General features: G+C 68.5%; 21 protein-coding genes. 10 read left to right on the top strand and 11 right to left on the bottom strand.

Annotated elements, in window-relative coordinates:
• Window positions 1-4: 4 nt before the first annotated feature.
• Window positions 5-826: a xanthine dehydrogenase accessory protein XdhC gene (gene xdhC / locus PKO50_RS31170; protein WP_275628167.1), complete on the top strand. Its 822-nt coding sequence runs from the start codon at window positions 5-7 to the stop codon at window positions 824-826.
• Window positions 827-1,063: 237 nt separating this feature from the next.
• Complete coding sequence (locus PKO50_RS31165; RefSeq protein ID WP_275628166.1) at window positions 1,064-2,992, top strand: methyl-accepting chemotaxis protein; 1,929 nt, start codon at window positions 1,064-1,066, stop codon at window positions 2,990-2,992.
• A 1,066-nt stretch (window positions 2,993-4,058) separates the two neighbouring features.
• Here PKO50_RS31165 and PKO50_RS31160 read toward each other — a convergent pair.
• Together PKO50_RS31160 and PKO50_RS31155 are read right to left on the bottom strand one after the other, a co-directional pair.
• The gene (locus PKO50_RS31160; RefSeq protein WP_275628165.1) at window positions 4,059-4,649 is read right to left on the bottom strand and encodes a YigZ family protein; all 591 of its coding nucleotides are present in this window, start codon (window positions 4,647-4,649) and stop codon (window positions 4,059-4,061) included.
• The gene (locus tag PKO50_RS31155; RefSeq protein WP_109937184.1) at window positions 4,646-5,314 is read right to left on the bottom strand and encodes a TetR/AcrR family transcriptional regulator; all 669 of its coding nucleotides are present in this window, start codon (window positions 5,312-5,314) and stop codon (window positions 4,646-4,648) included. Before PKO50_RS31155 ends, PKO50_RS31160 begins: the two co-directional genes overlap by 4 nt.
• Window positions 5,315-5,760: 446 nt before the next feature.
• On the opposite strand from PKO50_RS31155, the gene PKO50_RS31150 reads away from it, so the two are divergent.
• From PKO50_RS31150 to PKO50_RS31140, 3 genes are all read left to right on the top strand, one after another.
• Window positions 5,761-7,074: a CitMHS family transporter gene (locus PKO50_RS31150; RefSeq protein WP_275628164.1), complete on the top strand. Its 1,314-nt coding sequence runs from the start codon at window positions 5,761-5,763 to the stop codon at window positions 7,072-7,074.
• Between the two features lie 8 nt (window positions 7,075-7,082).
• Window positions 7,083-7,850 carry a TerC family protein gene (locus PKO50_RS31145; protein WP_109934095.1) on the top strand — a complete coding sequence of 256 codons (768 nt, stop codon included), beginning with the start codon at window positions 7,083-7,085 and terminating at the stop codon, window positions 7,848-7,850.
• Window positions 7,851-7,923: 73 nt separating this feature from the next.
• Window positions 7,924-8,526: a hypothetical protein gene (locus tag PKO50_RS31140; RefSeq protein ID WP_275628163.1), complete on the top strand. Its 603-nt coding sequence runs from the start codon at window positions 7,924-7,926 to the stop codon at window positions 8,524-8,526.
• A 4-nt stretch (window positions 8,527-8,530) separates the two neighbouring features.
• Here the strand turns inward: PKO50_RS31140 and PKO50_RS31135 are convergent, their stop codons facing one another.
• On the bottom strand, window positions 8,531-9,022 hold the full coding sequence (locus tag PKO50_RS31135) for an LEA type 2 family protein (RefSeq protein WP_109934094.1): 492 nt from the start codon (window positions 9,020-9,022) through the stop codon (window positions 8,531-8,533).
• 351 nt (window positions 9,023-9,373) lie between these two features.
• Here PKO50_RS31135 and PKO50_RS31130 point away from each other — a divergent pair, with 351 nt between their 5' ends.
• From PKO50_RS31130 to PKO50_RS31115, 4 genes are all read left to right on the top strand, one after another.
• On the top strand, window positions 9,374-11,089 hold the full coding sequence (locus PKO50_RS31130) for a Na/Pi cotransporter family protein (RefSeq protein WP_109934093.1): 1,716 nt from the start codon (window positions 9,374-9,376) through the stop codon (window positions 11,087-11,089).
• A 95-nt stretch (window positions 11,090-11,184) separates the two neighbouring features.
• Complete coding sequence (locus PKO50_RS31125; RefSeq protein WP_089392538.1) at window positions 11,185-11,508, top strand: hypothetical protein; 324 nt, start codon at window positions 11,185-11,187, stop codon at window positions 11,506-11,508.
• Window positions 11,509-11,664: 156 nt separating this feature from the next.
• On the top strand, window positions 11,665-13,845 hold the full coding sequence (locus PKO50_RS31120) for an EAL domain-containing protein (protein ID WP_275628162.1): 2,181 nt from the start codon (window positions 11,665-11,667) through the stop codon (window positions 13,843-13,845).
• A complete protein-coding gene (locus tag PKO50_RS31115) occupies window positions 13,842-15,404 on the top strand; it encodes a PAS domain-containing methyl-accepting chemotaxis protein (RefSeq protein WP_275628161.1) in 1,563 nt (520 codons plus the stop codon). The genes PKO50_RS31120 and PKO50_RS31115 overlap by 4 nt, the downstream gene beginning before the upstream one ends.
• A 336-nt stretch (window positions 15,405-15,740) precedes the next feature.
• Here the strand turns inward: PKO50_RS31115 and PKO50_RS31110 are convergent, their stop codons facing one another.
• The gene (locus tag PKO50_RS31110) at window positions 15,741-16,700 is read right to left on the bottom strand and encodes an NAD-dependent epimerase/dehydratase family protein (RefSeq protein WP_275628160.1); all 960 of its coding nucleotides are present in this window, start codon (window positions 16,698-16,700) and stop codon (window positions 15,741-15,743) included.
• A 188-nt stretch (window positions 16,701-16,888) separates the two neighbouring features.
• Between PKO50_RS31110 and PKO50_RS31105 the strand changes: the two genes are divergently transcribed.
• Window positions 16,889-18,271: a pitrilysin family protein gene (locus tag PKO50_RS31105; protein WP_275628159.1), complete on the top strand. Its 1,383-nt coding sequence runs from the start codon at window positions 16,889-16,891 to the stop codon at window positions 18,269-18,271.
• A gap of 3 nt (window positions 18,272-18,274) precedes the next feature.
• Here the strand turns inward: PKO50_RS31105 and PKO50_RS31100 are convergent, their stop codons facing one another.
• The 7 genes from PKO50_RS31100 to PKO50_RS31070 all read right to left on the bottom strand — a co-directional run bounded on the left by PKO50_RS31100 (window position 18,275) and on the right by PKO50_RS31070 (window position 25,347).
• Window positions 18,275-18,826, bottom strand: coding sequence for a GNAT family N-acetyltransferase (locus PKO50_RS31100; protein WP_109932454.1), 552 nt, complete (start codon window positions 18,824-18,826; stop codon window positions 18,275-18,277).
• Between the two features lie 123 nt (window positions 18,827-18,949).
• Window positions 18,950-20,242 carry an MFS transporter gene (locus tag PKO50_RS31095; RefSeq protein WP_275628158.1) on the bottom strand — a complete coding sequence of 431 codons (1,293 nt, stop codon included), beginning with the start codon at window positions 20,240-20,242 and terminating at the stop codon, window positions 18,950-18,952.
• Window positions 20,243-20,464: 222 nt separating this feature from the next.
• Window positions 20,465-21,136 (bottom strand): serine protease, encoded by a 672-nt coding sequence (locus PKO50_RS31090; RefSeq protein WP_109932458.1) that lies wholly within the window; start codon window positions 21,134-21,136, stop codon window positions 20,465-20,467.
• A 188-nt stretch (window positions 21,137-21,324) separates the two neighbouring features.
• A complete protein-coding gene (locus tag PKO50_RS31085) occupies window positions 21,325-22,554 on the bottom strand; it encodes a spore maturation protein (protein ID WP_109932460.1) in 1,230 nt (409 codons plus the stop codon).
• A gap of 188 nt (window positions 22,555-22,742) precedes the next feature.
• Entirely contained in the window at window positions 22,743-24,077 is a 1,335-nt protein-coding gene (gltP, locus tag PKO50_RS31080; protein ID WP_275628157.1) for a glutamate/aspartate:proton symporter GltP, read from the bottom strand.
• 819 nt (window positions 24,078-24,896) lie between these two features.
• On the bottom strand, window positions 24,897-25,058 hold the full coding sequence (locus PKO50_RS31075; protein WP_009614390.1) for a DUF1328 domain-containing protein: 162 nt from the start codon (window positions 25,056-25,058) through the stop codon (window positions 24,897-24,899).
• Between the two features lie 40 nt (window positions 25,059-25,098).
• Entirely contained in the window at window positions 25,099-25,347 is a 249-nt protein-coding gene (locus PKO50_RS31070; protein ID WP_089392548.1) for a hypothetical protein, read from the bottom strand.
• Window positions 25,348-25,538 lie beyond the last annotated feature (191 nt).

Genomic DNA, 25,538 nt, shown 5'->3' with positions numbered 1-25,538 from the left:
CTGGATGGACGCCATCGCCCGCCTGCGCGACGGCGCCGAGCCCTACGTACTGGTCACCGTCATCGGCGTCCAGGGCTCCACCCCGCGCGAGGCCGGCTGCAAGATGCTGGTCACGGCCGACGCCTGCTACGACACCATCGGCGGCGGCCACCTGGAACTGGCCGCCACCGAGCACGCGCGCCAACTGCTGCTGGCCGGCAAGGATGCCCAGAGCCTGGAGCACTTCCCCCTGGGCGCGCGCCTGGGCCAGTGCTGCGGCGGCCGCGCCAGCCTGCTGTTCGAATGCTTCGCGGTGCGCGGGCCGCAGGTGCTGCTGTTCGGCGCCGGCCACGTCGGCCGCGCCCTGGCGCCGCTGCTGGCGGGCCTGCCGCTGCGCCTGGAATGGGTGGACAGCCGCGCCGCGGAATTCCCCGCCGAGTTACCCACAGGGGTGCGCTGCAGCCTGCTGGACGATCCGCCGGAGGCTGTGGATAAGGCGCCGCCGGGCAGCTACTACCTGATCATGACCCACAACCACCCGCTGGACTATGCGCTGGCCGAAGCGGTGCTCAAGCGCGGCGACGCCGGCTTCCTCGGCATGATCGGCTCGCAGACCAAGGCCCAGCGCTGCCGCATGCGCCTGGAACAGCGCGGCTTTTCCACAGCCGCCATCGAAACCCTGCACTGCCCCATCGGCCTGCCCGAGGTACCCGGCAAGCGCCCGCTGGAGGTGGCCATCGCCGTGGCCGCCCAGGTCATCGCCCGCTATCACCAGGACGCCCCGCCACGCACCACCCGCAGCGGCGTCGAATGGAAAGCCCTGTGCACCGAGGCAAACCGCACGTAGGGCGAATAACCGTTCGCGGTTATCCGCCGCTACACCGCCCTCATGCCAAGCGCCTCGGCCAAGGCCGGAGCGCATCCGATACCGGGATCAACCCTTATCCGCCCAGCCCACGCCGAAAAACCTGACCAACGGGACAACAGTTTCCCGCCTCCTGGCCGATAACCCTTCCGGCCCCGTCCACACGCCCCGCATCCCACCCGCGAAAGGATTCGCCGCGCGACACGAGGACAACAACAAATGCGCCTTCGCAGCATCCAGACCCAACTCATCCTCAGCATGGGCGCCGCCCTGCTGCTCAGCCTGCTCATCGTGCTCGGCCTCTACGCCGTGCTGGTCAACCGCCTGAGCGAGCGCTACCTGCTCGAACAGGCGCTGCCGGCGAGCATCCAGGCCATCGCCAACGACTTCGAGCGCCGGCTCACCGGCCCGCTCACCGCCGCCGCCGGCATCGCCGACAACAGCCTGGTGCAGGACTGGCTGGCCGCCGGCGAGGACCCGGCGCGGCAGGCCGACTTCGTCCGCTACCTGGGCGGCATCCGTACCTCGCAGCAGGCCTTCGCCGCGCTCATCGTCAGCCGGGCCAGCGACGCCTACTACAGCGACAAGGGCAAGGAACGCACCCTGTCCCGCAGCGAGCCCCAGGACGCCTGGTGCTTCAACTTCATCGGCAGCGGCCGGCCGCAGGTGCTGAACATCGACACCGACGTCGGCAGCGGCGAACTCACGCTGTTCATCGACCGCCGCGTCGAACGCGACGGCAAGCTGCTGGGCATCGCCGGCCTGGGCCTGCGCATGGACGAGCTGTCGAAGCTGATCCGCGACTTCCGCTTCGGCCAGTCCGGCCACGTGTACCTGGTGAAGAACGACGGCCAGGTGCAGATCCACCCGGACCCAGCCCGGGCCCTCGGCAAGGCCCTGGCCGACCTGGTGGGCGGCGACGCGGCCCGGGCGCTGCTCGGCCAGCCGGGCTTCCACAGTAGCCGCTTCGAACGCGATGGCGAGGCCTACCTGGCCGCCAGCCTGCCGCTGCGCGACCTCGGCTGGACGCTGGTCAGCGAGGTGCCGGAGGCCGAGGTCTACGCCGACGCGCGCCAGGCCCTGCGCCTGTCCGGCCTGGCCGGCGCGGCGGTGGCGCTGCTCTGCCTGGGCCTGGTGGTGCTGCTGGCCCGCGGCCTGGTGCGGCCGATCCGCCAGGTGACCACGGCGCTGCTGGACATAGGCGCCGGCGGCGGCGACCTGACACGCCGCCTGGACGACTCCCGCGCCGACGAGCTGGGCGACCTGGCCCGCGGCTTCAACCGCTTCCTCGAAGGCCAGCGCCAGCTGATCGGCGCCGTGCTCGCCACCAGCCAGCAGTTGCAGCGCAGCGTGGCCGAGGTGGCGCGGGTTGTGGATAACACCGCGGAGCACGCCAGCCGCCAGCAGGAGATGACCGACATGGTGGCCACGGCGGTGAACGAGATGGGCAGCACCGTGCAGGAAATCGCGCGCAACGCCGAGCAGGCCGCCAGCGCCTCGCAGCAGGCCCGTGGCGAAGCCGGCCAGGCGCGCCAGGTGGTGGGCGGCTCGCTGCAGCATGGCGAGCGCATGTCCGCCGAGATCGGCCAGGCCGCCGAGGCGGTGAGCGACCTCGCGGCCCAGGTCGCGACCATCGACCAGGTACTGGCGGTGATCCGCGGCATTTCCGAGCAGACCAACCTGCTGGCGCTCAACGCCGCCATCGAGGCCGCGCGCGCCGGCGAACTGGGCCGCGGCTTCGCCGTGGTGGCCGACGAGGTGCGCACCCTGGCCGGGCGCACCCAGGGCTCCACCGACGAGATCCAGGCGATGATCCAGCGCCTCAAGCAGGGCGCCGAGCAGGCGGTCAGCTCCATGCACTCGGGCCAGGCGGCCACCGGCGAGGGCCTGGCCGCCAACCAGCGCGCCGGCGCCTCGCTGGGCGCCATCGCCGACCAGGTGGAGCGCATCAGCGACATCAACCACCAGGTCGCCGCCGCCACCGAGGAACAGAGCGCGGTCACCGAGGAAATCAACCGCAACGTCCAGGGCATCGCCGACCTGGCCCGCGCCACCGCCGGCGAGGTGCACCAGGGCCGCGAGCAATGCCACGCCCTGCGCGGCCTGGCCGACGACCTGCAGCGGCAGATGGGGCAGTTCCGCTTGTAACGCCGCGGCTGGACGTAGGGCGTATAACGCTCCGCGTTATACGCCGTTTGACCTTGGCGCCAGGCGCGCCTCGGAGCTGGCCCCGAAGCGCCTGTCCGGGGCGCTCCGGGTTCGGACCAGAGGCCAGGCATGAGGGTGGTGTAACGGCGTATAACCGCGAACGGTTATACGCCCTACGCTGTGGTTGGGCCTGATGTAGGGCGTATAACGCTCCGCGTTATACGCCGTTTGACCTTGGCGCCAGGCGCGCCTCGGAGCTGGCCCCGGAGCGCCTGTCCGGGGCGCTTCGGGTTCGGGCCAGAGGCCGGGCATGAGGGCGGTGTAACGGCGTATAACCGCGAACGGTTATACGCCCTACGCTCCTGTTATCCACTGTTGAAAAGGGGTTTTCGCTGTCCACAGGCGGCAGGCTTCCACAGGGAGGCTCCATAGGCGCTTTTTTGCCTCTTCGATTTGTGGATACCCTTCTGCAGCCCAGCAATTTCGGGGCTTTCTGCTCGAAAAACGTACAGTTTTCGCCAGCCGGCGGCGGTTCTGGCATCGGAAGTTTTCCCCAGAGGATATCCACAACGCTGTCCACGGCCTCTGTGAGCAATCCATTCGCCTGGCCGTGGAAAACCCCAGTTCCGCCGGCCTCTCCGCAGCCTTTCCCCTGCCCTGCACAAGTGCTGCCTCCAGCGTGGTTTTCCACCAGGATATTCACAGCTTGCCAAGGGCTTATACCGGGTTTGTCCAGGGTCCTTTTCCGGTGCTGCCAAGCCCGGCCTAAGCCCTTGAATTACGTGGCTTTCAGGCCATTGCAGAGCAAAAAACGTACAGCCTCGCGCAGCCCCCGGAATACCTGCTTCCGGGGCCTTCATCGACAGTTTTTCCACAGCCTTGCCCACGCTATCCGGGGATAGCCGGAAACGGCCTTTTGCGGGGTTTGGACAAATTCTGCGCAAAGCCTTGCAGGCCAGGGCTGACGAGGCCTGGAGCGGAGGGGGCACAGTTTGTCCACAGGATGCCGCACAGGAACCGGGGACAAAAACCCACCGCCGGTGGAAAAGCCCTGGGGATAATTGCTTCAGTCGTCGAGGCGGGTGGCGCGGATGCGGCCACGGCTGAGGTCGCCGAGCAGCCGTTGCAGCGCTTCGACCTGGGTATCGGGCAGGCTCAGGCGGATATCCACACCCTCGGCGCCGTAGGCCTCGTCCTCGATGCTCGCGCCCAGGGCGAGGATGCGCGCCTTGAGCAGCGCGTGCTCGGCGAAGCCGCAGGCGAAGGCCAGGCGCGTGCTGGGCACCAGCTCGATGCGCGGGGCGTCCTGCAGGCACTTGGCCGCGCAGCCGCCGTAGGCGCGGGCCAGGCCGCCGGTGCCGAGCTTGATGCCGCCGAACCAGCGGCTGACCAGCACCACCACGCGGTCCATGGCCTGGCCCTCGATGGCCGCGAGTATCGGCCGCCCGGCGGTGCCGCCGGGTTCGCCGTCGTCGCTGAAGCGGTATTGCGCGCCGAGCTTCCAGGCCCAGCAGTTGTGCCCGGCGCTGGCGTCGCGGTGGGCGGCGAGGAAGGCCTGGGCCTCGACCTCGCTGGCGATGGGCGCGGCCAGGCAGGTGAAGCGGCTCTTGCGGATGTCCTCGGCGTAGCTGGCCGGGCCGGCGAGGGTGAAGCTCATGCCGTGGCCGGCGGCGTCAGCCCGCAGCCCTTGAGGATGATGCGGATGAGGTTGTCGGCGGCCTCGCTGAAGTCCTGCCGGGACATGCGCTTGCGCCCGGTGACGAAGGCGATCTGGGTGGCGAAGTCGGCGTAGTGCTGGGTGCTGCCCCAGAGCAGGAAGATCAGGTTGACCGGGTCCACCGGGTCCATCTTGCCGGCGGCGATCCAGGCCTCGAACACCGCCGCGCGGCCGCGGAACCAGGCGCGGTAGTCCTGGTTGAAGTGGCTGCTCAGGCACTGCCCGCCGCTGATGATCTCCATGGCGAAGATCCGCGAGGCCAGCGGGTGGCGGCGGGAGAACTCCATCTTGGCGCGGATGTAGCCGGCCAGGGCGGTGGCCGGGTCGTCCTCGGCGGACAGGTGGTTGAAGGTACTGTCCCAGAGGTCGAGGATGTTGCCCAGCACCGCGGTGTAGAGCCCCAGCTTGTTGCTGAAGTAGTAGTGCAGGTTGGCCTTGGGCAGGTCGGCGCGCAGGGCGATGGCGTTCATGCTGGTGCCCTTGAAGCCGTGGCGGGCGAACTCTTCTTCGGCGGCGGCGAGGATGACTTCCTCGTTCTTCTGGCGAATGCGGCCGGCGGGCTTCTCGGAGCCTTCGGCGAGGTGGGCTGGCACTGGGAAAGTCATACGGCGTATCCATGGCTTCAGCGAAAGGGCGAAGCATGGATAACCCAGGCGGGGCGGGGGATTCAAGCGAATCCGGCGTTTTTCCCGGGGTGCACCGCAACGGGGCGGGAAAATCCCCCGCGGGGGCCCTTTCCTGTAGGAGCGAGCTTGCTCGCGAACGGGGATTTCCCGGCGGCTGTGATGCCATGCGGTTCGCGAGCAAGCTCGCTCCTACGAAGAGCCGGTCCGGAAACATCCGGAAACATCACCTCTTCACCGACGATCGCCGCCTTTTCCCGCGAAAGCCTGCTGAAAGCTTGAGCCCCTAGCATCCGCCCTCCCCTCCGCTGCCCGGCGGCGGGTTATCCGCACAAGAACAACACGGGTGATGCCATGACACGCTTGAACCGCCGCTCCGCCCCGTCCCTGCCCGGCCACCCGCCGCGCTGACCCGACGGAGGCCTCCGATGCTGACCTTCCTCGCCTTCGCCATGGTGGCGACCTTCATGTTCCTGATCATGACGCGGCGCCTCTCGGCGCTCATCGCGCTGATCCTGGTGCCCATCGCCTTCGCCCTGCTCGGCGGTTTCGCCGCGGGCCTGGGGCCGATGATGCTCGACGGCATCCGCACCCTGGCGCCGACCGGGGTGATGCTGATGTTCGCCATCCTCTACTTCGCCATCATGATCGACTCGGGGCTGTTCGACCCGGCGGTGCGCAAGATCCTGCGGCTGGTCAAGGGCGACCCGCTGAAGGTCTCGCTGGGCACCGCGGCCCTGGCGATGATCGTCTCCCTCGACGGCGACGGTTCCACCACCTACATGATCTGCGTGGCCGCGGTGCTGCCGCTGTACCAGCGCCTGGGCATGAGCCCGCTGCTGATGGCCTGCCTGATCATGCTCTCCAGCGGCGTGCTCAACATGACCCCCTGGGGCGGCCCCACCGCCCGCGCCGCCAGCGCCCTGCACGTGGACCCGGCGGACATCTTCGTGCCGATGATCCCGGCGATGGTCGCGGGCCTCGCCACCATCTTCGCCATCGCCTGGGTATACGGCAAACGCGAGCGCGCGCGCCTGGGCCAGCTGCACCTGCCCGGCGAGCACCTGGACGCGGCCGAGGTCAGCGTCTCGCAGTACCCCGACGCGCGGCGGCCGAAGCTGCTGTGGTTCAACGGCGCGCTGACGCTGGTACTGATGGCCACGCTGATCGCCGGGCTGCTGCCGATGCCGGTGCTGTTCATGATCGCCTTCGGCATCGCCATGATCGTCAACTACCCGTGCATCCTCGAGCAGAAGAAGCGCATCGGCGCCCATGCCGAGAACGTGCTGGCGGTGGTCTCGCTGATCTTCGCCGCCGGTGTGTTCACCGGCATCCTCTCCGGAACCGGCATGGTCGAGGCCATGTCGAAGAGCCTGCTGGCGGTGATCCCGCCGGCGCTGGGGCCGTACCTGGCGACCATCACCGCGCTGGTCAGCCTGCCGTTCACCTTCTTCATGTCCAACGATGCCTTCTACTACGGCGTGCTGCCGGTGCTCACCCAGGCCGCCGCGCAGTACGGCATCAGCCCGGTGGAAATGGCCCGCGCCTCCATCGTCGGCCAGCCGGTGCACCTGCTCAGCCCGCTGGTGCCCTCCACCTACCTGCTGGTGGGCCTGGCCAAGGTGGACTTCGGCGACCACCAGCGCTTCACCCTGCGCTGGGCAGCGCTGGTGTGTCTCGCTATCCTCGCCGCCGCCCTGCTGCTGGGGCTGTTCCCCTGTTCAACGACTGAAGACTGGTAGACCCGTAAATGGAATGGCTGACCAACCCGGAAATCTGGGTCGCGCTCCTCACCCTGACCGCCCTGGAGATCGTCCTGGGCATCGACAACATCATCATGATCTCCATCCTGGTGGGGCGCATGCCCAAGGCCATGCAGGCGCGCACGCGGCTGTTCGGCCTGGCCCTGGCGATGGTCACACGCATCCTCCTGCTGCTGTCGATCACCTGGGTGATGCGCCTGACCGCCGACCTGTTCAGCGTGCTCGGCCAGGGCATTTCCGGGCGTGACCTGATCCTGTTCTGCGGCGGCCTGTTCCTGCTGTGGAAGAGCAGCAGCGAGATCTACCACGGCCTGGAAGGCGAGGACGAAACCGATCAGCAACCGGACCCGAAGAGCCTGCTCGGCGGCTTCCTCGGCACCATCGTGCAGATCGCCATCATCGACATCGTGTTCTCCCTCGACTCGGTGATCACCGCCGTGGGCATGGTCTCCAACGTGCCGGTGATGGTCGCCGCCATCGTCGTCGCGGTGCTGGTGATGATGCTGGCCTCCGGCGCCATCAGCGCCTTCATCGACCAGCACCCGTCGCTGAAGATGCTGGCGCTGTCGTTCCTCATCGTGGTCGGCACCGTGCTCATCGCCGAAGCCTTCGAGGTCCACGTGCCCAAGGGCTACGTCTACTTCGCCATGGCCTTCTCGCTGGCGGTGGAAGCGCTGAACATCCGCATGCGCACGGCGCGCGGGCGCAAGCCGGTCGAGCCGGTGCAGCTGCGCCGCGACATCCCCGGTCAGTGACGGCCAGGACCCTGGTATGATCCGCACGGCCCCTGAATGGGGCCGTTTCGCTATCCATGGAAGAGGAAAAGCCATGCTCCGCAAACTCCCCGCGGCCGGCGTCCTGCTGGCCCTGCTCGCCGGCTGCTCCGGCGGCACTCCCTCCCACGACGAGATCGAGAAGAAGCTGGCGACGCTGAAACTCGACCAGCCGCACTGCGCCACCGGCATGTTCGACAAGTTCCCGCTGACCCTCGGCACGCCCGGCACCCCCGACAGCAGCAACGCCGACGTCTTCGACGCCTTCGTCAAGGTCGGCCTGCTGCACAAGGATGGCCTGACCTACAGCCTCACCGATACCGGCAAGGCCACCTACCAACCCGAACGTAAGGGCTTCTGCTACAGCGATGGGTTCAGCAACGAGATCAAGGACGTCTCCGAGCTGGGCAAGGACGACTTCGGCCCGGCGGTGGAAAAGGGCTGGCTGGTCACCTTCGAAATCACCCCGCGCAACGTCCAGGACTGGGTCAAGGACCCGGAGCTGCTGGGCAAGGCCAGCCTGGCGAAGCTGGAAGACCTCACCCAGCCCCAGGTCGAACGGGTGAAGCTGCTCAAGCTGCGCGGCGAGGAAGGCTACAAGCTGATGGCGCCGACCCTGTCCATCGATCGCGGCATCCACTTCAACCAGAGTTGGTAAAACCCTAGAGCGTCGGCAAGGGCGCCCCGGCCGGCCACTCCAGGGTGCCCTTGTCGCTGAAGCGCACGGTGCCGAACAGGCCGCCGCCGAGCTTGCCGCTGATTTCGTAGGGCATGCCCTGGCGCGGCGGCGCGTTGCCCAGGCCCCAGGCCTGGCGCACCAGGCGGAAGGCGGAGATGCTCACCGGCACGCTGAGCACCGCCTCGCCGAAGCGCGGCACCTGCCCGCGCTGGTCGCTCACCCCGCTGGCCAGCGGGCGGCCGTTGACGCTCAGGTCCAGGGCCACGCCGTCGTAGTCGATGTCCCGGTCGTTGGGGTTCTGCACCCGCAGCTTGACCGCGAAACGCGCCTCCATGCCCTGCCCGGCCAGGGGCTCCAGGCCCACCAGGTCGATCTTCAGCGGGTCGTTGCCGAACAGGCTGGCGCAGGCGCCCAGGCCCAGGGTCAGGCCGAGGGCGAGGAACAGGCGCAGGGTGGCGAGAAGGCGCTTGGGCATCGGGGGTTTCCGCTGGCGGTGGTGTCCGGGGCAGTCTAGCCCGCGGGGATGGCCGGGAGGAACCGCGGTTCGGATACCCCTTGTAGGAGCGGATCTCATCCGCGAATCGCGCCGATATTTCCGGCTATCGCGGACAAGGTCCGCTCCTACGATCGTGATTTTCCGGGCATCCCTGCAAAACCCCGCCGCAGGGGCTTTACTGAAGGTAAACACCCCGGCGAATCAGCATCTTGTCGAACCCTCGCGGGACTGCGTGGGTCTACTATGACATTTAGATGACAGAAAAATCGGCCAGAGTCGTCCCACCGTGCAGTCACGCCAGGGCGGCCATGCAGTAACGAGGGGGCCGCCATGCTGACATTGCTCAACCTGCTTTCCGCCGTCGCCTTGCTGGTGTGGGGCACGCACATCGTGCGCACCGGCATCCTCCGGGTGTACGGCAGCGACCTGCGGCGCATCCTCAGCCGCAGCGTACAGAAACGCCCGCTGGCCTTCGCCGCCGGCATCGGCGTCACCGCCCTGGTGCAGAGCAGCAACGCCACCGCGTTGCTGGCCACCTCCTTCGTCGCCAGCGGGCTGATGGCGCTGGCCCCGGCGCTGGCGATCATGCTCGGCGCCGACGTCGGGACGGCGCTGATGGCGCGGGTGCTGACCCTCGACCTGTCGTGGCTGTCGCCGCTGCTGATCTTCTTCGGGGTGATCTTCTTCCTCACCCGCAAGCAGACGCGCCTGGGCCAGCTGGGCCGGGTGTTCATCGGCCTGGGCCTGATCATCCTGGCGCTGCAGCTGATCGTCGAGGCCGCCGGGCCCATGACCCAGGCCAAGGGCGTGAAGGTGCTGTTCTCCAGCCTTACCGGCGACGTCATGCTCGACGCCCTGACCGGCGCGCTGTTCGCCATGATCTCCTACTCCAGCCTGGCCGCCGTGCTGCTCACCGCGACCCTCGCCACCTCCAAGGTGATCTCGCTGAAGGTCGCGCTGTGCCTGGTGGTGGGCGCCAACCTGGGCACCGGCATCCTCGCCCTGATCGGCTCCAGCTCGCAGAACGCCGCCGGCCGCCGCGTGGCCCTGGGCAGCCTGCTGTTCAAGGTCGCCGGCTGCGTGCTGGTGCTGCCGCTGATCGGCCCGCTGGCGCAGTGGGTGGACGGCTGGCCGTTCCGTACCCAGGAGCTGGTGATCGCCTTCCACGTGCTCTACAACTCGGTGCGCTGCCTCGCCTGCCTGCCGCTGACCACCCAGATGGCCGCCTTCTGCACGCGCATCATGCCCGACCGCGCCACCCCCGAGGACCGCGTGCGCCCGCGCCACCTCGACCCGGCGGCGCTGGACACGCCGAGCCTGGCGCTGGTCAACGCGGTGCGCGAGACGCTGCGCATGGGCGACATCGTCGAGCAGATGCTGACCAACCTGCTGCAGGTGACCCGCGCCGGCGACCCCTTGCTGGGCAAGGAGATCCGCAAGCTCGACGACGATGTCGACGCGCTCTACACGGCGATCAAGCTGTACCTGGCGCGCATGCCCCGCGAGGACCTGAGCGAGCGCGACAGCCGGCGCTGGGCCGAGGTCATCGAGCTGGCCATCAACCTGGAGCAGGCCGGCGACATCATCGAGCACATGCTCAGCGCCGTGCAGGACAAGAAGACCTCGCGCAGCCGCTCCTTTTCGGACAACGGCCTGGCCGAGATCACCGCGCTGCACAGCCAGCTGCTGGTCAACCTGCGCCTGAGCCTGTCGGTGTTCCTCAACGGCGACCAGGAAGGCGCGCGGCGCCTGCGCCGGGCCAAGCAGCGCTTCCGCCTGCAGGAACGCCGCTACGCCCACGCCCACGTCGACCGCCTGCGCCAGCAGGTGGTGCAGAGCATCGAGACCAGCTCGCTGCACCTGGACCTGATCGCCGACATGAAGCGCCTGAACTCGCTGTTCTGCGCCATCGCCTACGCCGTGCTGGACAACCCCGAGGCCGGTGCCGGCGAGGAGCACGAGGACGACTACGTCGAGGAGGCCCTGGAAGCCGCCGCCCAGCCGCCCAGCCACGACGTGCCGCCGGGCTCCAGCGCGGCCAGCTGAGGCGCGGCAGGTCGCCGCGGGACTGATCCGCGTCAATGCCCGGGCATGGCGTTCGGCTAGGGTGGTGGCCCTTTGCCACCCACGAGCATGACGCCATGACCCTTAGCCGGCTGCCGGCCCAGTTATTGGTGACTTCCCAGGACGAGGACGTGGCGCGCCAGGTGCGCGCCCTGCTCGCCGTCTACCAGGTACCCTGCGCGGTGCTCGCCGGCCCCGGCGATTGCGAGCAGGCCCCGCTGTGTCGTTGGTTCAAGGACGCCGCGCTGAGCGACACCGCGCGCCTGCACGCCCTGCTGGCCGACGCCGTCGGCGTGCTCGAGCGCAGCCGCCACGCCTTCCGCTCGCGCGAGCTGGGGCAACTGCGCCGGCGCCTGGAGGCCGCGCTGCGGGAGTTGTCCGGCTCCCCGCCGATGGTGTAAAAACTGCCGACCAGTGTTCCGCCAAGCAGGCGGAAACCGGCTTTGCCGGGCAGGACGCCAAGGGCCTGCAAGACAAAGCGCCGTGCCTGTCGCCGAATCCATCGTGCGACGGGCACGGCGCTTTTTTCATGCCCGCAGAAAAACAAGGAGGCAAGCATGGGCCTGGGACCGAAGCTCGACCACATGCTCGACCGCATCGGCCTGTCGCCGGCGGAGATCGACCAGCGCCTGCGCTACCTGCACTGGCAGGCGACCGACGAGCGGTGCCTGCAGCAGGCCGCCGACGACCGCGGCGACAGCCACCTGCGCTTCATCGAACAGCTCTACGAGCACCTCGGCCAGTTCCCGCCGCTGGCGGCCATCCTCGCCGAGCCGGCCACCCTGCAACGCCTGAAGCGCAGCCAGGCGCAGTATTACGAGCAGCTCTGGGAAGCCCCGCAGGACGCCGGCTACGTGCGCGACCGTCTGCGCATCGGCCTGGTCCACCAGCAGGTGGGGGTGGAGCTGAAGTGGTACCTGGGCGCCTACCGCCTGTACCTGCAGCACATGCTCGACGAGTTGCTCGGCGCGACAGAGGGCGTGCAGGTCTTCTCCAGCCTGCTCAAGCGGGTGTTCTTCGACATGTCGCTGGCCATCGACACCTACGGCGCCGCCCAGCGCCAGGCCCTGGAGGAAAGCGAGGCGCGCTTCGCCCGGGCCCTGCGCGGAGCCAACGACGGCATCTGGGACTGGGACCTGGCCAACGACCGGCTGTACGTCTCCGAGCGCTGGACGCGCATGCTGGGCCTGAACCGCGACAGCCTCGGCGAGGGCAGCGCCAGTTGGTTCGCCCGCGTCCACCCCGACGACCTGCCCGGCCTGCGCCAGGCCATCGACGCCCACCTGCGCGGCAGCGCCGCCCTGCTCAACCATGAGTACCGCATCCGCCAGCGCGACGGCGGCTACCTCTGGGTGCTGGCCCGCGGGGTGATCACCGACGGGCGCATGGCCGGCTCGCAGACCGACATCAGCCAGCGCAAGGCCAGCGAGCACCAGCTCAGCCATGCCGCCCGCCACGACCCGCTGACCGGCCTGGCCAACCGCCTGCGCCTGGACGAACTGCTGCAGCAGGCCCTGCAGCGCCAGGGCCGCCCCGGCGCGCGCGAGGCCGGGCTGCTGTTCATCGACCTGGACCGCTTCAAGCTGATCAACGACAGCCTCGGCCACGGCGTCGGCGACCGCGTGCTGGTGGAAGTGGCCCAGCGCCTGCTGCGCTGCCTGCGCCCCGGCGACCACCTGGCGCGCTTCGGCGGCGACGAGTTCGTGGTGCTGCTGGACGACATGGCCAGCCTGGCCGACGCCGAGCAGGTCGCCCAGCGCATGCTCGACTGCCTGCACCAGCCGCTGCACCTGGACGGCCGCACCCTGGTGGTCAGCGCCAGCATCGGCATCACCGGGCTGATCGCCGAGGGCCAGGCGATCGACACCCTGCAGGCCGCCGACCTCGCCCTGTACCGCGCCAAGGAGGCCGGCAAGGCGCAGTACGCGCGCTTCTCCAGCGAGCTGCAGGCCGCCGCGCAGCGCCGCCTGGAACTGGAGAGCGCGCTGGGCCAGGCACTGGAGCGCGGCGAATTCAGCCTGCATTACCAGCCGATCCTGCGCATCGACGTCGACCCGCCGCGGCGCGTCGCGGTGGAAGTGCTGCTGCGCTGGCAGTGCGACGGCCAGCCGGTCTCGCCGCTGCAGTTCATCCCGGCACTGGAGGAGTCCGGCGAGATCGTCCGCGTCGGCGACTGGGTGCTGCGCGAGGCCTGCCGCCAGACACTCGCCTGGCAGCGCGAAGGCCAGAGCTGGCTGTACTGCTCGGTGAACCTGTCCATCCGCCAGCTGCAGCAGCCGGGCTTCGCCGAGCGGGTGCGGCAGATCCTCGCCGAGACCGGCCTGGCGCCGCAGAGCCTGCTGCTGGAGATCACCGAGAGCCTGATGATGCAGGACGGCGCCGAGACCCTCGCCTGCCTGCGCGAGCTGGCCGCCCACGGCGTGCGCCTGGCGCTGGACGACTTCGGCACCGGCTACTCGTCCCTGGGCTACCTCAAGCGCTTCCCGCTGGACATGCTGAAGGTCGACCGCAGCTTCATCGGCAAGGTCCCCGGCGACCCCGAGCTGAGCGCCATCTGCCGCGCCATCGTCGGCCTGGGCCGCAGCCTCGGCCTGGAAGTGGTGGCCGAGGGCGTCGAGCACCCCGAGCACCTGGAATTCCTGCGCAAGGAGGGCTGCCGCTTCGCCCAGGGCTTCCTGTTCAGCCCGCCGCTGCCACCCCACGCCCTGTACCCGGGGCCCATGGAGACCCACCGATGAAGCTCAACCTGCCGGTCAGCGGGCGCCAGGTCGAGGTACCGGCCAGCGCCAACATCCTCTCCACCACCGACCTCAAGGGCGCGGTCAGCCATGTCAACCCGGACTTCCTGGCCATCAGCGGCTTCACCGCCGAGGAACTGCTGGGGCACAACCACAACCGCGTGCGCCACCCGGACATGCCGCCGGCCGCCTTCGCCCACCTGTGGCGGACGCTGCAGGCCGGGCGCAGCTGGATGGGCCTGGTGAAGAACCGCTGCAAGAACGGCGACCACTACTGGGTGAGCGCCTTCGTCACGCCAATCCGCCATGACGGCAAGGTGGTGGAGTACCAGTCGGTGCGCACCCGCGCCAGTGCCGCCGAGACCGACGCCGCCGAGCGCCTGTACGCCCGCATGCGCGGTGGCTGGCTGCCGCGCCGGCCACGCCTGGGCCTGTTGCCGCGGCTGCTCGCCGGCCTGGGCCTGGCGCAGGCCGCGGGCGCGCTGCTGGCATATCTGCTGCCCGTGCCCTTGGCCTTCGGCCTCGCCCTGCTGCTTTCCGGTGCCTGGCTGGCACACCAGCTGCAACCGCTGCGGCCCCTGCTGGCGCGCGCTCGACAGGTCGCCGACAACCCGCTGAGCCAGCGCCTGTACAGCGGCCGCGTCGATGAATTCGGCGAGCTGGACTTCGCCCTGCGCATGCTGGAAGCCGAGACCGGCGCGGTGGTCGGGCGCATGGCCGAAGCCTCGCGCCAGCTCGCCGAACACGCCGGGCAACTGGCCGGCACCGTGGCCGACAGCAGCGCCGGCACGCGCCGCCAGCAGCAGGAGACCGACCAGGTGGCCAGCGCCATGCAGCAACTGGCGCAAAGCGTCCAGGAAGTGGCGCGCCACGCCCAGCACAGCGCGGTGGCGGCGCAGTGCAGCGAACGGGTGACCCAGGCCGGCCAGGGCGAGGTGCAGGCCACCCGCGGCCAGCTCGCCGCCCTGGAAGACGCGGTACGCCGGGCCAGCGAGGCGGTGGAGCAGCTGCACGGGCACAGCGAGGGCATCTCGCGGATGCTGCAGGTGATCCAGGAAGTCGCCGGGCAGACCAACCTGCTGGCGCTCAACGCCGCCATCGAAGCGGCCCGCGCCGGCGAGGCCGGGCGCGGCTTCGCGGTGGTCGCCGACGAAGTCCGCGCGCTGGCCTCGCGCACCGCCGACTCGGCGCTGGATATCCACAGGCTGGTGGGCGACCTGCAACGCGGCGCCGGCGCCTCGGTGCAGGCCCTGCGCCACAGCTGCGAACAGGCCCACACCAGCCTCGACCAGGCCGGCCGCGCCGCCGGCGCGCTGGAGGAAATCGCCGGGCAGGTCTCGGCGATCCAGCGCATGAGCCTGGAGATCGCCGGGGCCATCGAGGAACAGGGCTGCGCCAGCGAGGAGATCGAACGCAGCCTGCTGGCCATCCGTGAGTCGGCCGACGGCAATGCCGCCAGTGCGAGCCATAGCCAGGCCAGTGCGGCGCGGGTGGCGGAGTTGGCGGCGGGGTTGAGGATGATGGCGGGGCATTTCTGGGAAGGGCGGCGCAACGCTTGAATGAGGGCGCTGCTCTTCGTAGGAGCGAGCTTGCTCGCGAAGGGTGTTCTGCCGGAAGGAATTGGCAGCGGTCCAAAGAGCGCCCTCTCCCTAACCCTCTCCCTGAAGGGAGAGGGGACCGTTCGGAGTGCGCTGATATTTCGGCGTTAGCCGGCTTGTACCGAGTATCCGGCTGACACCAAATCCCTTCTCGGCACGGACAAGCCCCCTCTCCCTTCAGGGAGAGGGCTGGGGAGAGGGAACGGAGCCAAGCCAACCCACCGAAGTCACAACTGAGCACTGTTCGCGAGCAAGCTCGCTCCTACGAAAAGCCAGTCCGGCGCGAGCTTGCGCCCCCTACCCCGCCCCCAACCCCCGCGCCGCGACGAAGGCCAGGAACGCCTCGCGGCTGGAATACCGCGGCTGGTAGCCGAACTCCCGCTTCAGCCGGGCGTTGTCCAGCACCGGCCGGTAGCGCATGAAGTCCACCTGTTCCGGGCCGAAGGGCGCCAGCCCCACCGGCCGCAGCAGCGCCAGCGCACTGCGCAGCAGCGGCGCCGGCAGGGCGCGGTAGGGCTTGCGCAGCAGTCCGGCGATCTCGCGCAGGCTCAGCGCGCCGTCGCCGGCCAGGTTGTAGATGCCCTCGCTGCCGCGCTCCAGGCCCTGGCGGATGATGTTCACCACGTCCTGGTCCCAGATGAACACGAAGCGGCTGCAGCGCCCACTTATCCCCAGCACCGAGCGCCCCATGAACAGGTCGGTGACCGGGTTGTGCACACCCCGGCCAAGGATGGTGCCGGGGCGCAGGACCAGCTGGCGCAGCTGTGGACAACTCTGCCGCAGGCCGGCCAGCAGTTGCTCGATCTCGTGCTTGTGGCGGGCGTAGGGGAACTGCGACTGGCCGCGCAGGGGGTGGTTCTCGTCGATCAGCTCGGCGTTGTCCGGGTGGAAGCCGTAGGCCGCGGCGGAACTGGCCACCACCAGCTGGCGCACGTCGTGCTCCACCGCCGCCTCGAACAGCGCGCGGCTGCCGCCGACCTCGATGGTGTGCAGGCGGGTGGCGGACATCTGCGGCGGCGGGTTGACCACCGAGGCCAGGTGCACGATGGCCTGCGGGCGCCACTGCCGCACGCAGTCGCGCACCTGCCGGGGGTGGCCAATGTCCAGTTGCACCGGCTCGACGTTCGGCCGCAGGTGCTGCGCCGGCAGGCTGCGCACGTCGGCGGCCACCAGCGTCCAGTCGCGGTGCTGGATCGCCAGTTCGTTGAGCAGGTTCTGGCCGATGTGGCCGGCCGCGCCGGTGATCAGGACGCGCATGCGTACGGCCTCCGCAATGGGCGATGAGGGGGCATGCCAGCGAAAGGCCAGTAGTGGCCCCGGGTGCCACGCCTGATGATAGACCGGGCCTGCGCAGGTCGCAGCCCGTCGCCACGGGTGCCGCCCATGGGTAGGTGGATCGGCGGCAATCCGCTATTCTCCTGGCTTTGCTTTTCCAGGCCTGGCCCATGCGTTGGTTGTTCCTCCCCCTCCTCTTCCTGCTCGGCGGCGGCTGGTCGTTCGCCGATTCGCGTTCGACGGTGGAGGGCTACCAGCTGCAGAACGGCATGGGCGTGCTGTTCAAGCCGACCAGCCAGCGCGGCTCGGTGTCCATCCGCCTGGTGGTGGGCGTCGGCTTTTCCGATTTCAGCTGCCATGACCGGCAGTTGCCGCACCTGCTGGAGCACCTGTTCTTCAGCGGCCTGGACGGCGGCGACGAGGCCGACCTGGAGGCGCGCATGCAGGCCCTGGGCGGCCAGTGGAACGCCTACACCAGCGAGGGCGACACCACCTTCGTCATCGAGGCGCCGGCGGCCACCCAGCGCCAGGTGCTCGACCTGCTGCTGGAAGTGCTCACCCGCACGCAGTTGGACAAGGCCCGGGTGGAAGCCACCAAGCAGGTGCTGATCCGCGAGGATGGCGGCCACTACTCGCACCTGCAGCGCTTCCTCGACCACCAGAACATCAGCCGCCCGGGCCAGGAGCAGCTCGCCGTGGAGCTCGGCCTGGCCTGCGCCGAGCGCCCGCAGGTGGCGCACCTGACCCAGGCCCAGCTGGAGAAGCTGCGCAGCGACTGGTACGTGCCGGCCAACATGACGCTGATCGTGGTCGGCGACCTCGACCCGCGCCTGCCCGCCTACCTCAGCCGCACCTTCGGCAGCCTGCCCGACCGGGCCACGCCGGAACGCCGCGAACTGCCGGAAATGCAGGGCCCGGCGGCACGCCAACGAACGCTGAACAGCGGGTTGTTCGGCGAGGGCGCGGTGGTGCACTGGATCTTCCCCGAGCCGGCCGAAGCCGACGGCGCCGCCCTCGACCTGTTGCAGGCCTACCTGAGCGACGCCCTCTATGCCGACTTGCGGGTACACCGCGAGCTGTCCTACGGGCCCTGGAGCGAGCGCACGTCCTACGCCAACCAGGGCTTCCTCAGCCTCAACGCGGACATCGCCCGGGAGGACCAGGAGGCCACCCTGAAGGCCCTGGGCGAGGTGGTGGAAAACATCCGCCAGCACGGCCTGGACGCCCAGCGCTTCGCCCGCATCCAGCGCGTGCAGCGGGCGCAGCTGGCCTGGAGCACGCCGAGCAACGCCAGCCTCGCCGACTACTACTGGGGCGCGCTGGGCGACTACGACGGCAGCCAGTTCCCCAACGAGGACCGGCGCCTGGCCAAGGTCAGCCTGAAGCTGGCCAGCGACACGGCGCGCCAGCTGTTCAAGGACGACGGCTACCTGCGCATCGAGAAACCGCTGCTCGACGACGACATGGCCTACCCGCTGGGCGGCGGCGCGGTGCTGCTGGTGCTGCTGCCGCCGGCGGCGCTGTTGCTCTGGCGCCGCCGACGCAACGGCTGAGCCTTACAGCGCCAGGCGGCGGATCACCCGGGTGGCGTCGTCCGGGTCGCGCAGGGCGCGGAAGCCCAGTTCGACGGCGAGGTCGCGCATGTCACGGTCGATGGCCTGGTCGATGCTGTACATCTGGGCGAAGCCATTGCGCCGCGCCACGTCGATCAGGTGGCGCATCAGCGCCTTGCCCAGGCCCCGGCGCTTCCAGTCGTCGGCGGTGGTCAGGGCGCATTCGCACTGGTTGTCGTCCACCTTGGCATAGCGGCTGATGCCGACTTCGCGCAGTTCGCCGTCGTCATGCACCAGGGCGACGAAAGCCATGTTGTCCTGGTAGTCCACGTCCATCAGGCTGTCGAGCAGGGCGTCGCTGATCTTCACTTCGCCGTGGAAACGCAGCTTGCGGGTCATCGGCGACAGGCGTTCGAGGAAGGTCCGCTCCAGCTCGCGGTCTTCGGCGCGCAGCGGGCGGATCAGCACGTGGCTGCCGTCGTCGAGGGTCTCGATCCAGTGATCATGGCCGCCGGCGGCGAGCGCCGCGGCTTGCTGGTGCAGGGGGGTGGGCATGGCGTTGTCTCCAGGGGAGAAGAAGGAAATGTCATTGACCTATCCTTCTCCGCCCGCCCCCGGCCACCCTTGATCGAGGTCAAGGCCGGCCGGGGTTGGCCAGTGGCAAACCGCCGCAGGCCTTCAGGCGCCGGCCAGCGCACCGCCCGAGGAGGCCGCGCGGCCGCGGCGGCGGAACAGCACCAGGGTGGCGACCAGGCCCAGCAGCGCCGCGCCGCTCAGCCACAGGCCGGGGGCGGCCTTGTTGTCCAGGGCGTGGATGAGCCAGGTGCAGGCCGCCGGGGTGAAGCCGCCGAAGGTGGCGGTGGCCAGGCTGTAGGCCAGGGAGAAGCCGGTGGTGCGCACGTCCGCCGGCATCACCTCGGTCAGCGCCACCACCATGGCGCCGTTGTAGCTGCCGTAGATGAACGACAGCCACAGCTCCACCGTCAGCAGGCGGGCGAAGCTGGGCTCGGCCACCAGCCAGGACAGCGTCGGGTAGGCGGTCAGCAGCGCCAGCACGGTGGCAGCGATGAGCAGCGGGCGGCGGCCGACGCGGTCGGACAGCGCGCCCATCACCGGCAGCCAGAAGAAGTTCGACAGGCCGATGCACATGGTCACCAGCAAGGCGTCGAAGTCCGACAGGTGCAGCTCGTTCCTGCCGAAGGTCGGGGTGTAGGCGGTGATCAGGTAGAAGGACACGGTGGTCATCACCACCATGGCGGTGCCGGCCAGCACCAGGCCGAAGTTCTGCCCTATGGAGCGCAGCACCTCGCCCAGGCGCGGGCGGTGCTTGCGCTGCTGGAAGGCTTCGGTCTCCTCCAGGGAGCGGCGGATGACGAACAGCGCCGGGACTATCATGCAGCCGACGAAGAAGGGCACGCGCCAGCCCCATTCGCCCATCTGCTCGGGGCTCAGCCAGTGGTTTAGGATCACCCCCAGCAGCCCGGCGAAGACCACCGCCACCTGCTGGCTGGCCGACTGCCAGCTGACGAAGAAGCCGCGCTTGCCGGGCGTGGCGATCTCCGCCAGGTACACCGACACGCCGCCCAGCTCGACCCCGGCGGAGAAGCCCTGCAGCAGGCGGCCGACCAGCACCAGCGCCGGCGCCAGCGCACCGAGGGTGGAGTAGCCGGGGACGAAGGCGATCAGCAGGGTGCCCATGGCCATCAGCGCCAGGGTGATGATCAGGCCCTGGCGGCGGCCATGGCGGTCGATGTAGGCGCCGAGGAAGATCGCCCCCAGCGGGCGCATCAGGAAGCCGGCGCCGAAGGTGGCCAGCGACAGCATCAGCGAGGCGAAGGGGTCGTCGCCGGGGAAGAAGGTCTTGGCGATGGCGGTGGCGTAGAAGCCATACACCATGAAGTCGTACATCTCTAGGAAGTTGCCGCTGACCACGCGGAACACGGCCTTGGCCTTGGAATTCTTGGAAGCCATGGGAACACCATTTCAAACGATCACGGGGCCTTCCCGGGGCGCGAGGAGGCAGGCAGCGGCCGGGAAGATATTTGTAACCCTATGTGTAAAACTTGCCCGAGATCAAATGAAAAATGGCTGGAAGGCCCGAATTTCAAGGGTTTGAAAGGCTAGTGAAAGCTTCGCGACAGCTCGTCGGAAAAATCCCAAAAAATAGACAGGCATGGCGGGCATCACCCCCGGCTAGGGATTGCTCGCCTGCAACCGACGCCCCGCCGCCGCCTCCCGTTCCCGCGCTAGCCTGGCCTGGAACAGCTGCCATTCGCGCTCGATCACCGCGTAGGGCACGAACACGCTGACGCGCTTTGCGCCCTTGAGCCCCGGGTGCTGCACGCCACCCCAGCCGGTGGCCTGGTAGCCGATGTTCATGCCCAGTACGCTGCCGTCGGCCCCCACCAGCGGCCCGCCGGACATGCCCTGGGCCAGTGCCGCGTCATGGATGCCGTACAGCTCCTGGTTGGGCTCCCTGAGGTTGCGGTAGGGCACCGGCCACACCCGCCCGCGGGAGCTCACCGGCACCAGCAGGCTGCTGCTGCCCAGCGCCGTCACCGCCTCGCCGTTGCGCGGCGCGCGCCAGTGGGGCAGCGGCCCGGACGCCTTGCGGCGGATGAACACCAGGTCGCAGCGGGTGCTGCAGGAATAGGCCAGGCCCGACAGGTAGGGCACGTGGGCCGCGGTCACCGCGTAGTCGGCATTCCACTGCACCGCCGAAGCCACCATCAGGCCCGGCGCCGGCAGGCCGGACAGCACCGTGAAATAGTTCGAATTGAGCTGGCCATCGGCCTCCGGCTTCACCCAGCCATTGCAGCCGGCCAGCAGGGCGCATAGCGCAATACAGCTAACTTTCCCTCTCATTGCGATTTTCCTTAATTTTGTTTGAGGAAAATCTAAATTCGATCAATGGAAATTTCTTATGGAAAATTAACCGTATTGATTCGCGAAACAGCCCAATTAAAAATTCAATTACCCAATTGTTTCTGAAAGAACTTTCAGAAGAATAAGGGTATTCAAATATTTTCCGGTTTTATTAATTGCGCGGCCGCTCAGCCGAAGAACCAGTAGCACACCCCGATCGACGCCAGCACCCCGGCCAGGTCCGCCAGCAGGGCGCAGCCCACGGCGTGGCGGGCGCGCTGGATACCCACCGAGCCGAAGTACACCGCCAGCACGTAGAAGGTGGTCTCGGTGCTGCCCTGCACGGTGGCCGCCAGACGCGCGGCGAAGCTGTCCACACCCTGGCTCTGCATGGTCTCCAGCAGCATGGCGCGTGCCGCGCTGCCGGAGAACGGCTTGACCAGCGCGGTGGGCAGGGCGTCGACGAAACGGGTGTCCCAGCCCAGCTGCAGCACCGTCCAGCGGATGCCGTCCAGCACCAGTTCCAGGGCTCCGGAGGCCCGCAGCACGCCAACGGCGCAAAGCATCGCCACCAGGTAGGGCAGCAGGTTCTTCGCCACGTCGAAGCCTTCCTTGGCGCCTTCGACGAAGGTTTCGTAGACCGGCACCTTCTTCAGCCAGCCGAGCACCAGGAACAGCACGATCAGGCCGAACAGCGTGAGGTTGCCCAATAGCGAGGAGAGCTGCGCCAGCGCGGTGGCGGAAAGCCCGGCGAGCAGCGCCATGAAGGCACCCAGGCCGAGCGCGCCGGGGACCAGGTAGGCGAGCACCACCGGGTCCCACAGGCGCAGGCGCTGCACCAGCGCCACCGAGAGCAGGCCGACCAGGGTCGAGGCGCTGGTGGCCAGGAGGATCGGCAGGAACACCAGGGTGGGGTCGGCCGCGCCCTGCTGCGCGCGGTACATGAAGATGGTCACCGGCAGCAGCGTCAGCGAGGAGGCGTTGAGCACCAGGAAGAGGATCTGCGCGTTGCTCGCCGTGGTGCTGCTGGGGTTGAGTTCCTGCAGCGCCTTCATCGCCTTGAGGCCGATGGGGGTGGCGGCGTTGTCCAGGCCCAGGCCGTTGGCGGCGAAGTTCAGGGTGATCAGGCCTATCGCCGGGTGGCCGGCCGGCACCTCGGGCATCAGCCGGCGGAACAGCGGCCCCAGCAGCCACGCCAGGCGCTCCACCAGGCCGGCCTTCTCGGCGATGCGCAGGAAGCCCAGCCAGAGCGTCAGGGTGCCGAACAGCAGGACCATGACCTCCACCGACAGCTTGGCCATGGCGAACAGGCTCTCGACCATGGCGGCGAACACCCCGGCATCGCCGCCGAGCAGCCAGCGCGACAGCGCGGTGACCGCCGCGACCAGGAAAAAGCCGAGCCAGAGGCCGTTGAGCATGAGTATCCCCCCAAGGACGTTGGCCGCGATGATAGCGGCGCGGGCGCGCCGGGGCCAGAAACGCCAAGGCCCCGGACATTGCCGGGGCCTTGCTGGTACGGCTTTTCGTAGGAGCGAGCTTGCTCGCGAACCCGCCCCGCCGCGGAGCCGTTCGCGAGCAAGCTCGCTCCTACAGGGGCGGCGCAGAGTTAGTGCGCAGTGCTCTGCCGGGCGTCGCTCAGCAGCTCCTCGCCGCGGCCCTGTTCCACCGCCTGCCAGTAGAGCGCGCCCTGCTTGCCGTCGTAGATGCCTTCCCACCTGGAGATCACCAGCACCGCCAGGGCGTTGCCGATGACGTTCAGCGCGGTGCGCGCCATGTCCATGATGCGGTCGACGCCGGCGATGAAGGCCAGGCCTTCCAGGGGGATGCCGACGCTGCCCAGGGTGGCCAGCAGGACCACGAAGGACACGCCCGGCACGCCGGCGATGCCCTTGGAGGTGACCATCAGCGTCAGCACCAGCATCAGTTGCTGGCCGATGGACAGGTCGATGCCGTAGAGCTGGGCGATGAAGATCGCCGCGATGCTCTGGTAGAGGGTCGAGCCGTCGAGGTTGAAGGAGTAGCCGGTGGGCACCACGAAGCTGCTCACCGCCTTGGGCGCGCCGTAGGCTTCCATCTTCTCGATGATGCGCGGCAGCACGGTCTCGGAGCTGGCGGTGGAATAGGCCAGCACCAGCTCGTCCTTGAAGATGCGCATCAGCTTGATGATCGAGAAGCCGAACAGCCGCGCCACCAGGCCCAGCACCATGAAGGCGAAGAAGGCGATGGCGAAGTACACCAGCAGCACCAGCTTGGCCAGCGGCAGCAGCGAGGCGAAGCCGAAGCTGGCCACGGTCACGGCGATCAGCGCGAACACGCCGACCGGGGCGTAGAGCATGATCATGTGGGTGACGCGGAACATGGCCTCGGCCACGCCCTGGAACATCTTCACCAGCGGCTCGCGGGTCGGCGCCGGCAGCGAGGACAGGCCCAGGCCGAACATCACCGAGAAGAAGATGATCGGCAGCATCTCGCCGCGCGCCATGGCGGCGAAGATGTTCGACGGGATCAGGTTGAGGATGGTCTCGATGAACGCGTGGTGGTGTTCCACTTCCTTGGCGGTCTGCGCGTACCTGGAGATGTCCACCGTGCCCAGGGTGCTCATGTCGATGCCGGCGCCGGGCTGGAACAGGTTGGCCAGCACCAGGCCGACGACGATGGCCACCGTGGTGATGATCTCGAAGTAGACGATGGTCTTCAGGCCGATGCGCCCGAGCTTCTTGGCATCGCCCATGCCGGCGATGCCGACGATCAGCGAGGAGATGACGATCGGTACCACGATCATCTTGATCAGGCGGATGAAGATGTCGCCCGCCGGCTGCAGGATGTTGCTGATCCACCAGGCCTTCTCCGCGCTGAAGTGGTTCAGCACGGTACCCATGGCGATGCCCAGTACCAGACCGATGACGATCTGCCAGGCGAGGCTGAGCTTGGCTTTGCCCATAGTGTGTTCACCCTTGGTTCTTGTGGAAGTCGGGGTCCGCCCACCGCCGGGTTGGCCGGGGAGGGCGAAAAAAGGGCGCATGATTCCCACGCCCCTCCTTCGCGTCTAATGCCGGAAACGGCTACCCCATGCGCAATCGGCATGGCAAAAGGCAAATGGAACGGGTGTTCCAGGCCTCTGGGCCATTGCTTTTTTGCATGGGATAGAGGCTGAAAGCCGTGATGGCCGCTTTTTTCGAACCCTTTGGGTGGAAAGCGAGGCCCGGGGAGGCATTCGCTTTCCCTGCCGCGGGTGCGCTGCCGTGACGCAGGCGCGGAGGCCTGTAGTTCGCGATGGATGGTCGTCCGGGTGACCAGGCGCGGCGGGGATATTTTAGAGGGCCAGGGGGGTGGGTCGGGGTTGATTGATATCAGGGAAGTTGGAGGTGGAGGGGGCCTTGAGAGCGCCCTCTCCCTAACCCTCTCCCTGAAGGGAGAGGGGACCGTTCGGCGCGCGTGGGTATTCCTGAGTCAGCCGGCCAGCACCGAAATTGCCGGCTGAAGCCAGGCCTTTTCTCGGCACGGACAAGCCCCCTCTCCCTTCAGGGCGGGGCGCGCAGCCGAGGGCTGGGGAGAGGGGCTCTTCAAGCTCCATAACTTCCACAAGCTCCACAGAAGCCACCGAAGCTCCCCCTCACAGCCTCACACCCGACCCGGCCCGCATCGGAGGCACTCCCTGTACCCCTGGGTCGCTGCGGGCTCACCACTCCCCCAGCATCCCGGCCCCCTGGTCATGCGCCATTGCCGGCGCGGATTTCAGTACCCGTTCGGATCGGCCTTGTCAGCCACGGCGCCGCCCGACGAAGAAGGATATGACGAAGAGCACCAGGAACAGCACGAAGAGAATCTTGGCGATACTGGTCGCGGCGCCGGCGATGCCACCGAAGCCGAGGACCCCGGCGATGATGGCGATGATCAGGAAAGTCAGAGCCCAGCTCAGCATGGAATGTCTCCTCTTTATGGCGAAAGGCGGTGCTGGCGCCTCAGAACACCCAGCTCGCACGCGAGGTCTGGCGGACCAGCGTGGCGCTGGCGGCCTCTTCCGTGATGGCCATTCGTTCGTCCTGCAGCCTGGACGGCTGTCTGAGGAAAGCGCTGGACACAGGTTCCTGCACCGGCACGGCGGAAGGCTGCGGAGCGACCGGATACCAACGGTCCAGCAGTACGACCACGGCGACGGCCAGCAACAGCAGCCGTCCCAGCGAATCCCCCTTGGCTCCATCAGCGTTCATCGTCGTGCTCCTCCCGAAGGACTGGTGATCGGCCGGTGCGGGTGCACCGGGCCTCCCGCCGGATGTCTCGCATGCCCCGTGCCAGGTCGAGGGTCGGAGGTAATTCCTTGAAAAACAGATAGTTGTAGAAAACGAATGGCAACGGGCAGCGCGCATCCTGCACGACGGGCCCGTTCCGGCCATGCGTTTTG

It is taken from the genome of Pseudomonas sp. 273, assembly GCF_029201425.1.
In the GTDB taxonomy this organism is placed as follows: Bacteria; Pseudomonadota; Gammaproteobacteria; order Pseudomonadales; family Pseudomonadaceae; genus Pseudomonas; species Pseudomonas delhiensis.
This window is presented reverse-complemented; position numbering and strand designations above follow the sequence as displayed.

What these genes read in the sequence shown, in the direction of transcription:
- xdhC (WP_275628167.1), top strand. Translation starts at nt 5, where the DNA reads ATGGACGCCATCGCCCGCCTGCGCGACGGCGCCGAGCCCTACGTACTG.
- PKO50_RS31165 (WP_275628166.1), top strand. Translation starts at nt 1,064, where the DNA reads ATGCGCCTTCGCAGCATCCAGACCCAACTCATCCTCAGCATGGGCGCC.
- PKO50_RS31160 (WP_275628165.1), bottom strand. Translation starts at nt 4,649, where the DNA reads ATGAGCTTCACCCTCGCCGGCCCGGCCAGCTACGCCGAGGACATCCGC.
- PKO50_RS31155 (WP_109937184.1), bottom strand. Translation starts at nt 5,314, where the DNA reads ATGACTTTCCCAGTGCCAGCCCACCTCGCCGAAGGCTCCGAGAAGCCC.
- PKO50_RS31150 (WP_275628164.1), top strand. Translation starts at nt 5,761, where the DNA reads ATGCTGACCTTCCTCGCCTTCGCCATGGTGGCGACCTTCATGTTCCTG.
- PKO50_RS31145 (WP_109934095.1), top strand. Translation starts at nt 7,083, where the DNA reads ATGGAATGGCTGACCAACCCGGAAATCTGGGTCGCGCTCCTCACCCTG.
- PKO50_RS31140 (WP_275628163.1), top strand. Translation starts at nt 7,924, where the DNA reads ATGCTCCGCAAACTCCCCGCGGCCGGCGTCCTGCTGGCCCTGCTCGCC.
- PKO50_RS31135 (WP_109934094.1), bottom strand. Translation starts at nt 9,022, where the DNA reads ATGCCCAAGCGCCTTCTCGCCACCCTGCGCCTGTTCCTCGCCCTCGGC.
- PKO50_RS31130 (WP_109934093.1), top strand. Translation starts at nt 9,374, where the DNA reads ATGCTGACATTGCTCAACCTGCTTTCCGCCGTCGCCTTGCTGGTGTGG.
- PKO50_RS31125 (WP_089392538.1), top strand. Translation starts at nt 11,185, where the DNA reads ATGACCCTTAGCCGGCTGCCGGCCCAGTTATTGGTGACTTCCCAGGAC.
- PKO50_RS31120 (WP_275628162.1), top strand. Translation starts at nt 11,665, where the DNA reads ATGGGCCTGGGACCGAAGCTCGACCACATGCTCGACCGCATCGGCCTG.
- PKO50_RS31115 (WP_275628161.1), top strand. Translation starts at nt 13,842, where the DNA reads ATGAAGCTCAACCTGCCGGTCAGCGGGCGCCAGGTCGAGGTACCGGCC.
- PKO50_RS31110 (WP_275628160.1), bottom strand. Translation starts at nt 16,700, where the DNA reads ATGCGCGTCCTGATCACCGGCGCGGCCGGCCACATCGGCCAGAACCTG.
- PKO50_RS31105 (WP_275628159.1), top strand. Translation starts at nt 16,889, where the DNA reads ATGCGTTGGTTGTTCCTCCCCCTCCTCTTCCTGCTCGGCGGCGGCTGG.
- PKO50_RS31100 (WP_109932454.1), bottom strand. Translation starts at nt 18,826, where the DNA reads ATGCCCACCCCCCTGCACCAGCAAGCCGCGGCGCTCGCCGCCGGCGGC.
- PKO50_RS31095 (WP_275628158.1), bottom strand. Translation starts at nt 20,242, where the DNA reads ATGGCTTCCAAGAATTCCAAGGCCAAGGCCGTGTTCCGCGTGGTCAGC.
- PKO50_RS31090 (WP_109932458.1), bottom strand. Translation starts at nt 21,136, where the DNA reads ATGAGAGGGAAAGTTAGCTGTATTGCGCTATGCGCCCTGCTGGCCGGC.
- PKO50_RS31085 (WP_109932460.1), bottom strand. Translation starts at nt 22,554, where the DNA reads ATGCTCAACGGCCTCTGGCTCGGCTTTTTCCTGGTCGCGGCGGTCACC.
- gltP (WP_275628157.1), bottom strand. Translation starts at nt 24,077, where the DNA reads ATGGGCAAAGCCAAGCTCAGCCTCGCCTGGCAGATCGTCATCGGTCTG.
- PKO50_RS31075 (WP_009614390.1), bottom strand. Translation starts at nt 25,058, where the DNA reads ATGCTGAGCTGGGCTCTGACTTTCCTGATCATCGCCATCATCGCCGGG.
- PKO50_RS31070 (WP_089392548.1), bottom strand. Translation starts at nt 25,347, where the DNA reads ATGAACGCTGATGGAGCCAAGGGGGATTCGCTGGGACGGCTGCTGTTG.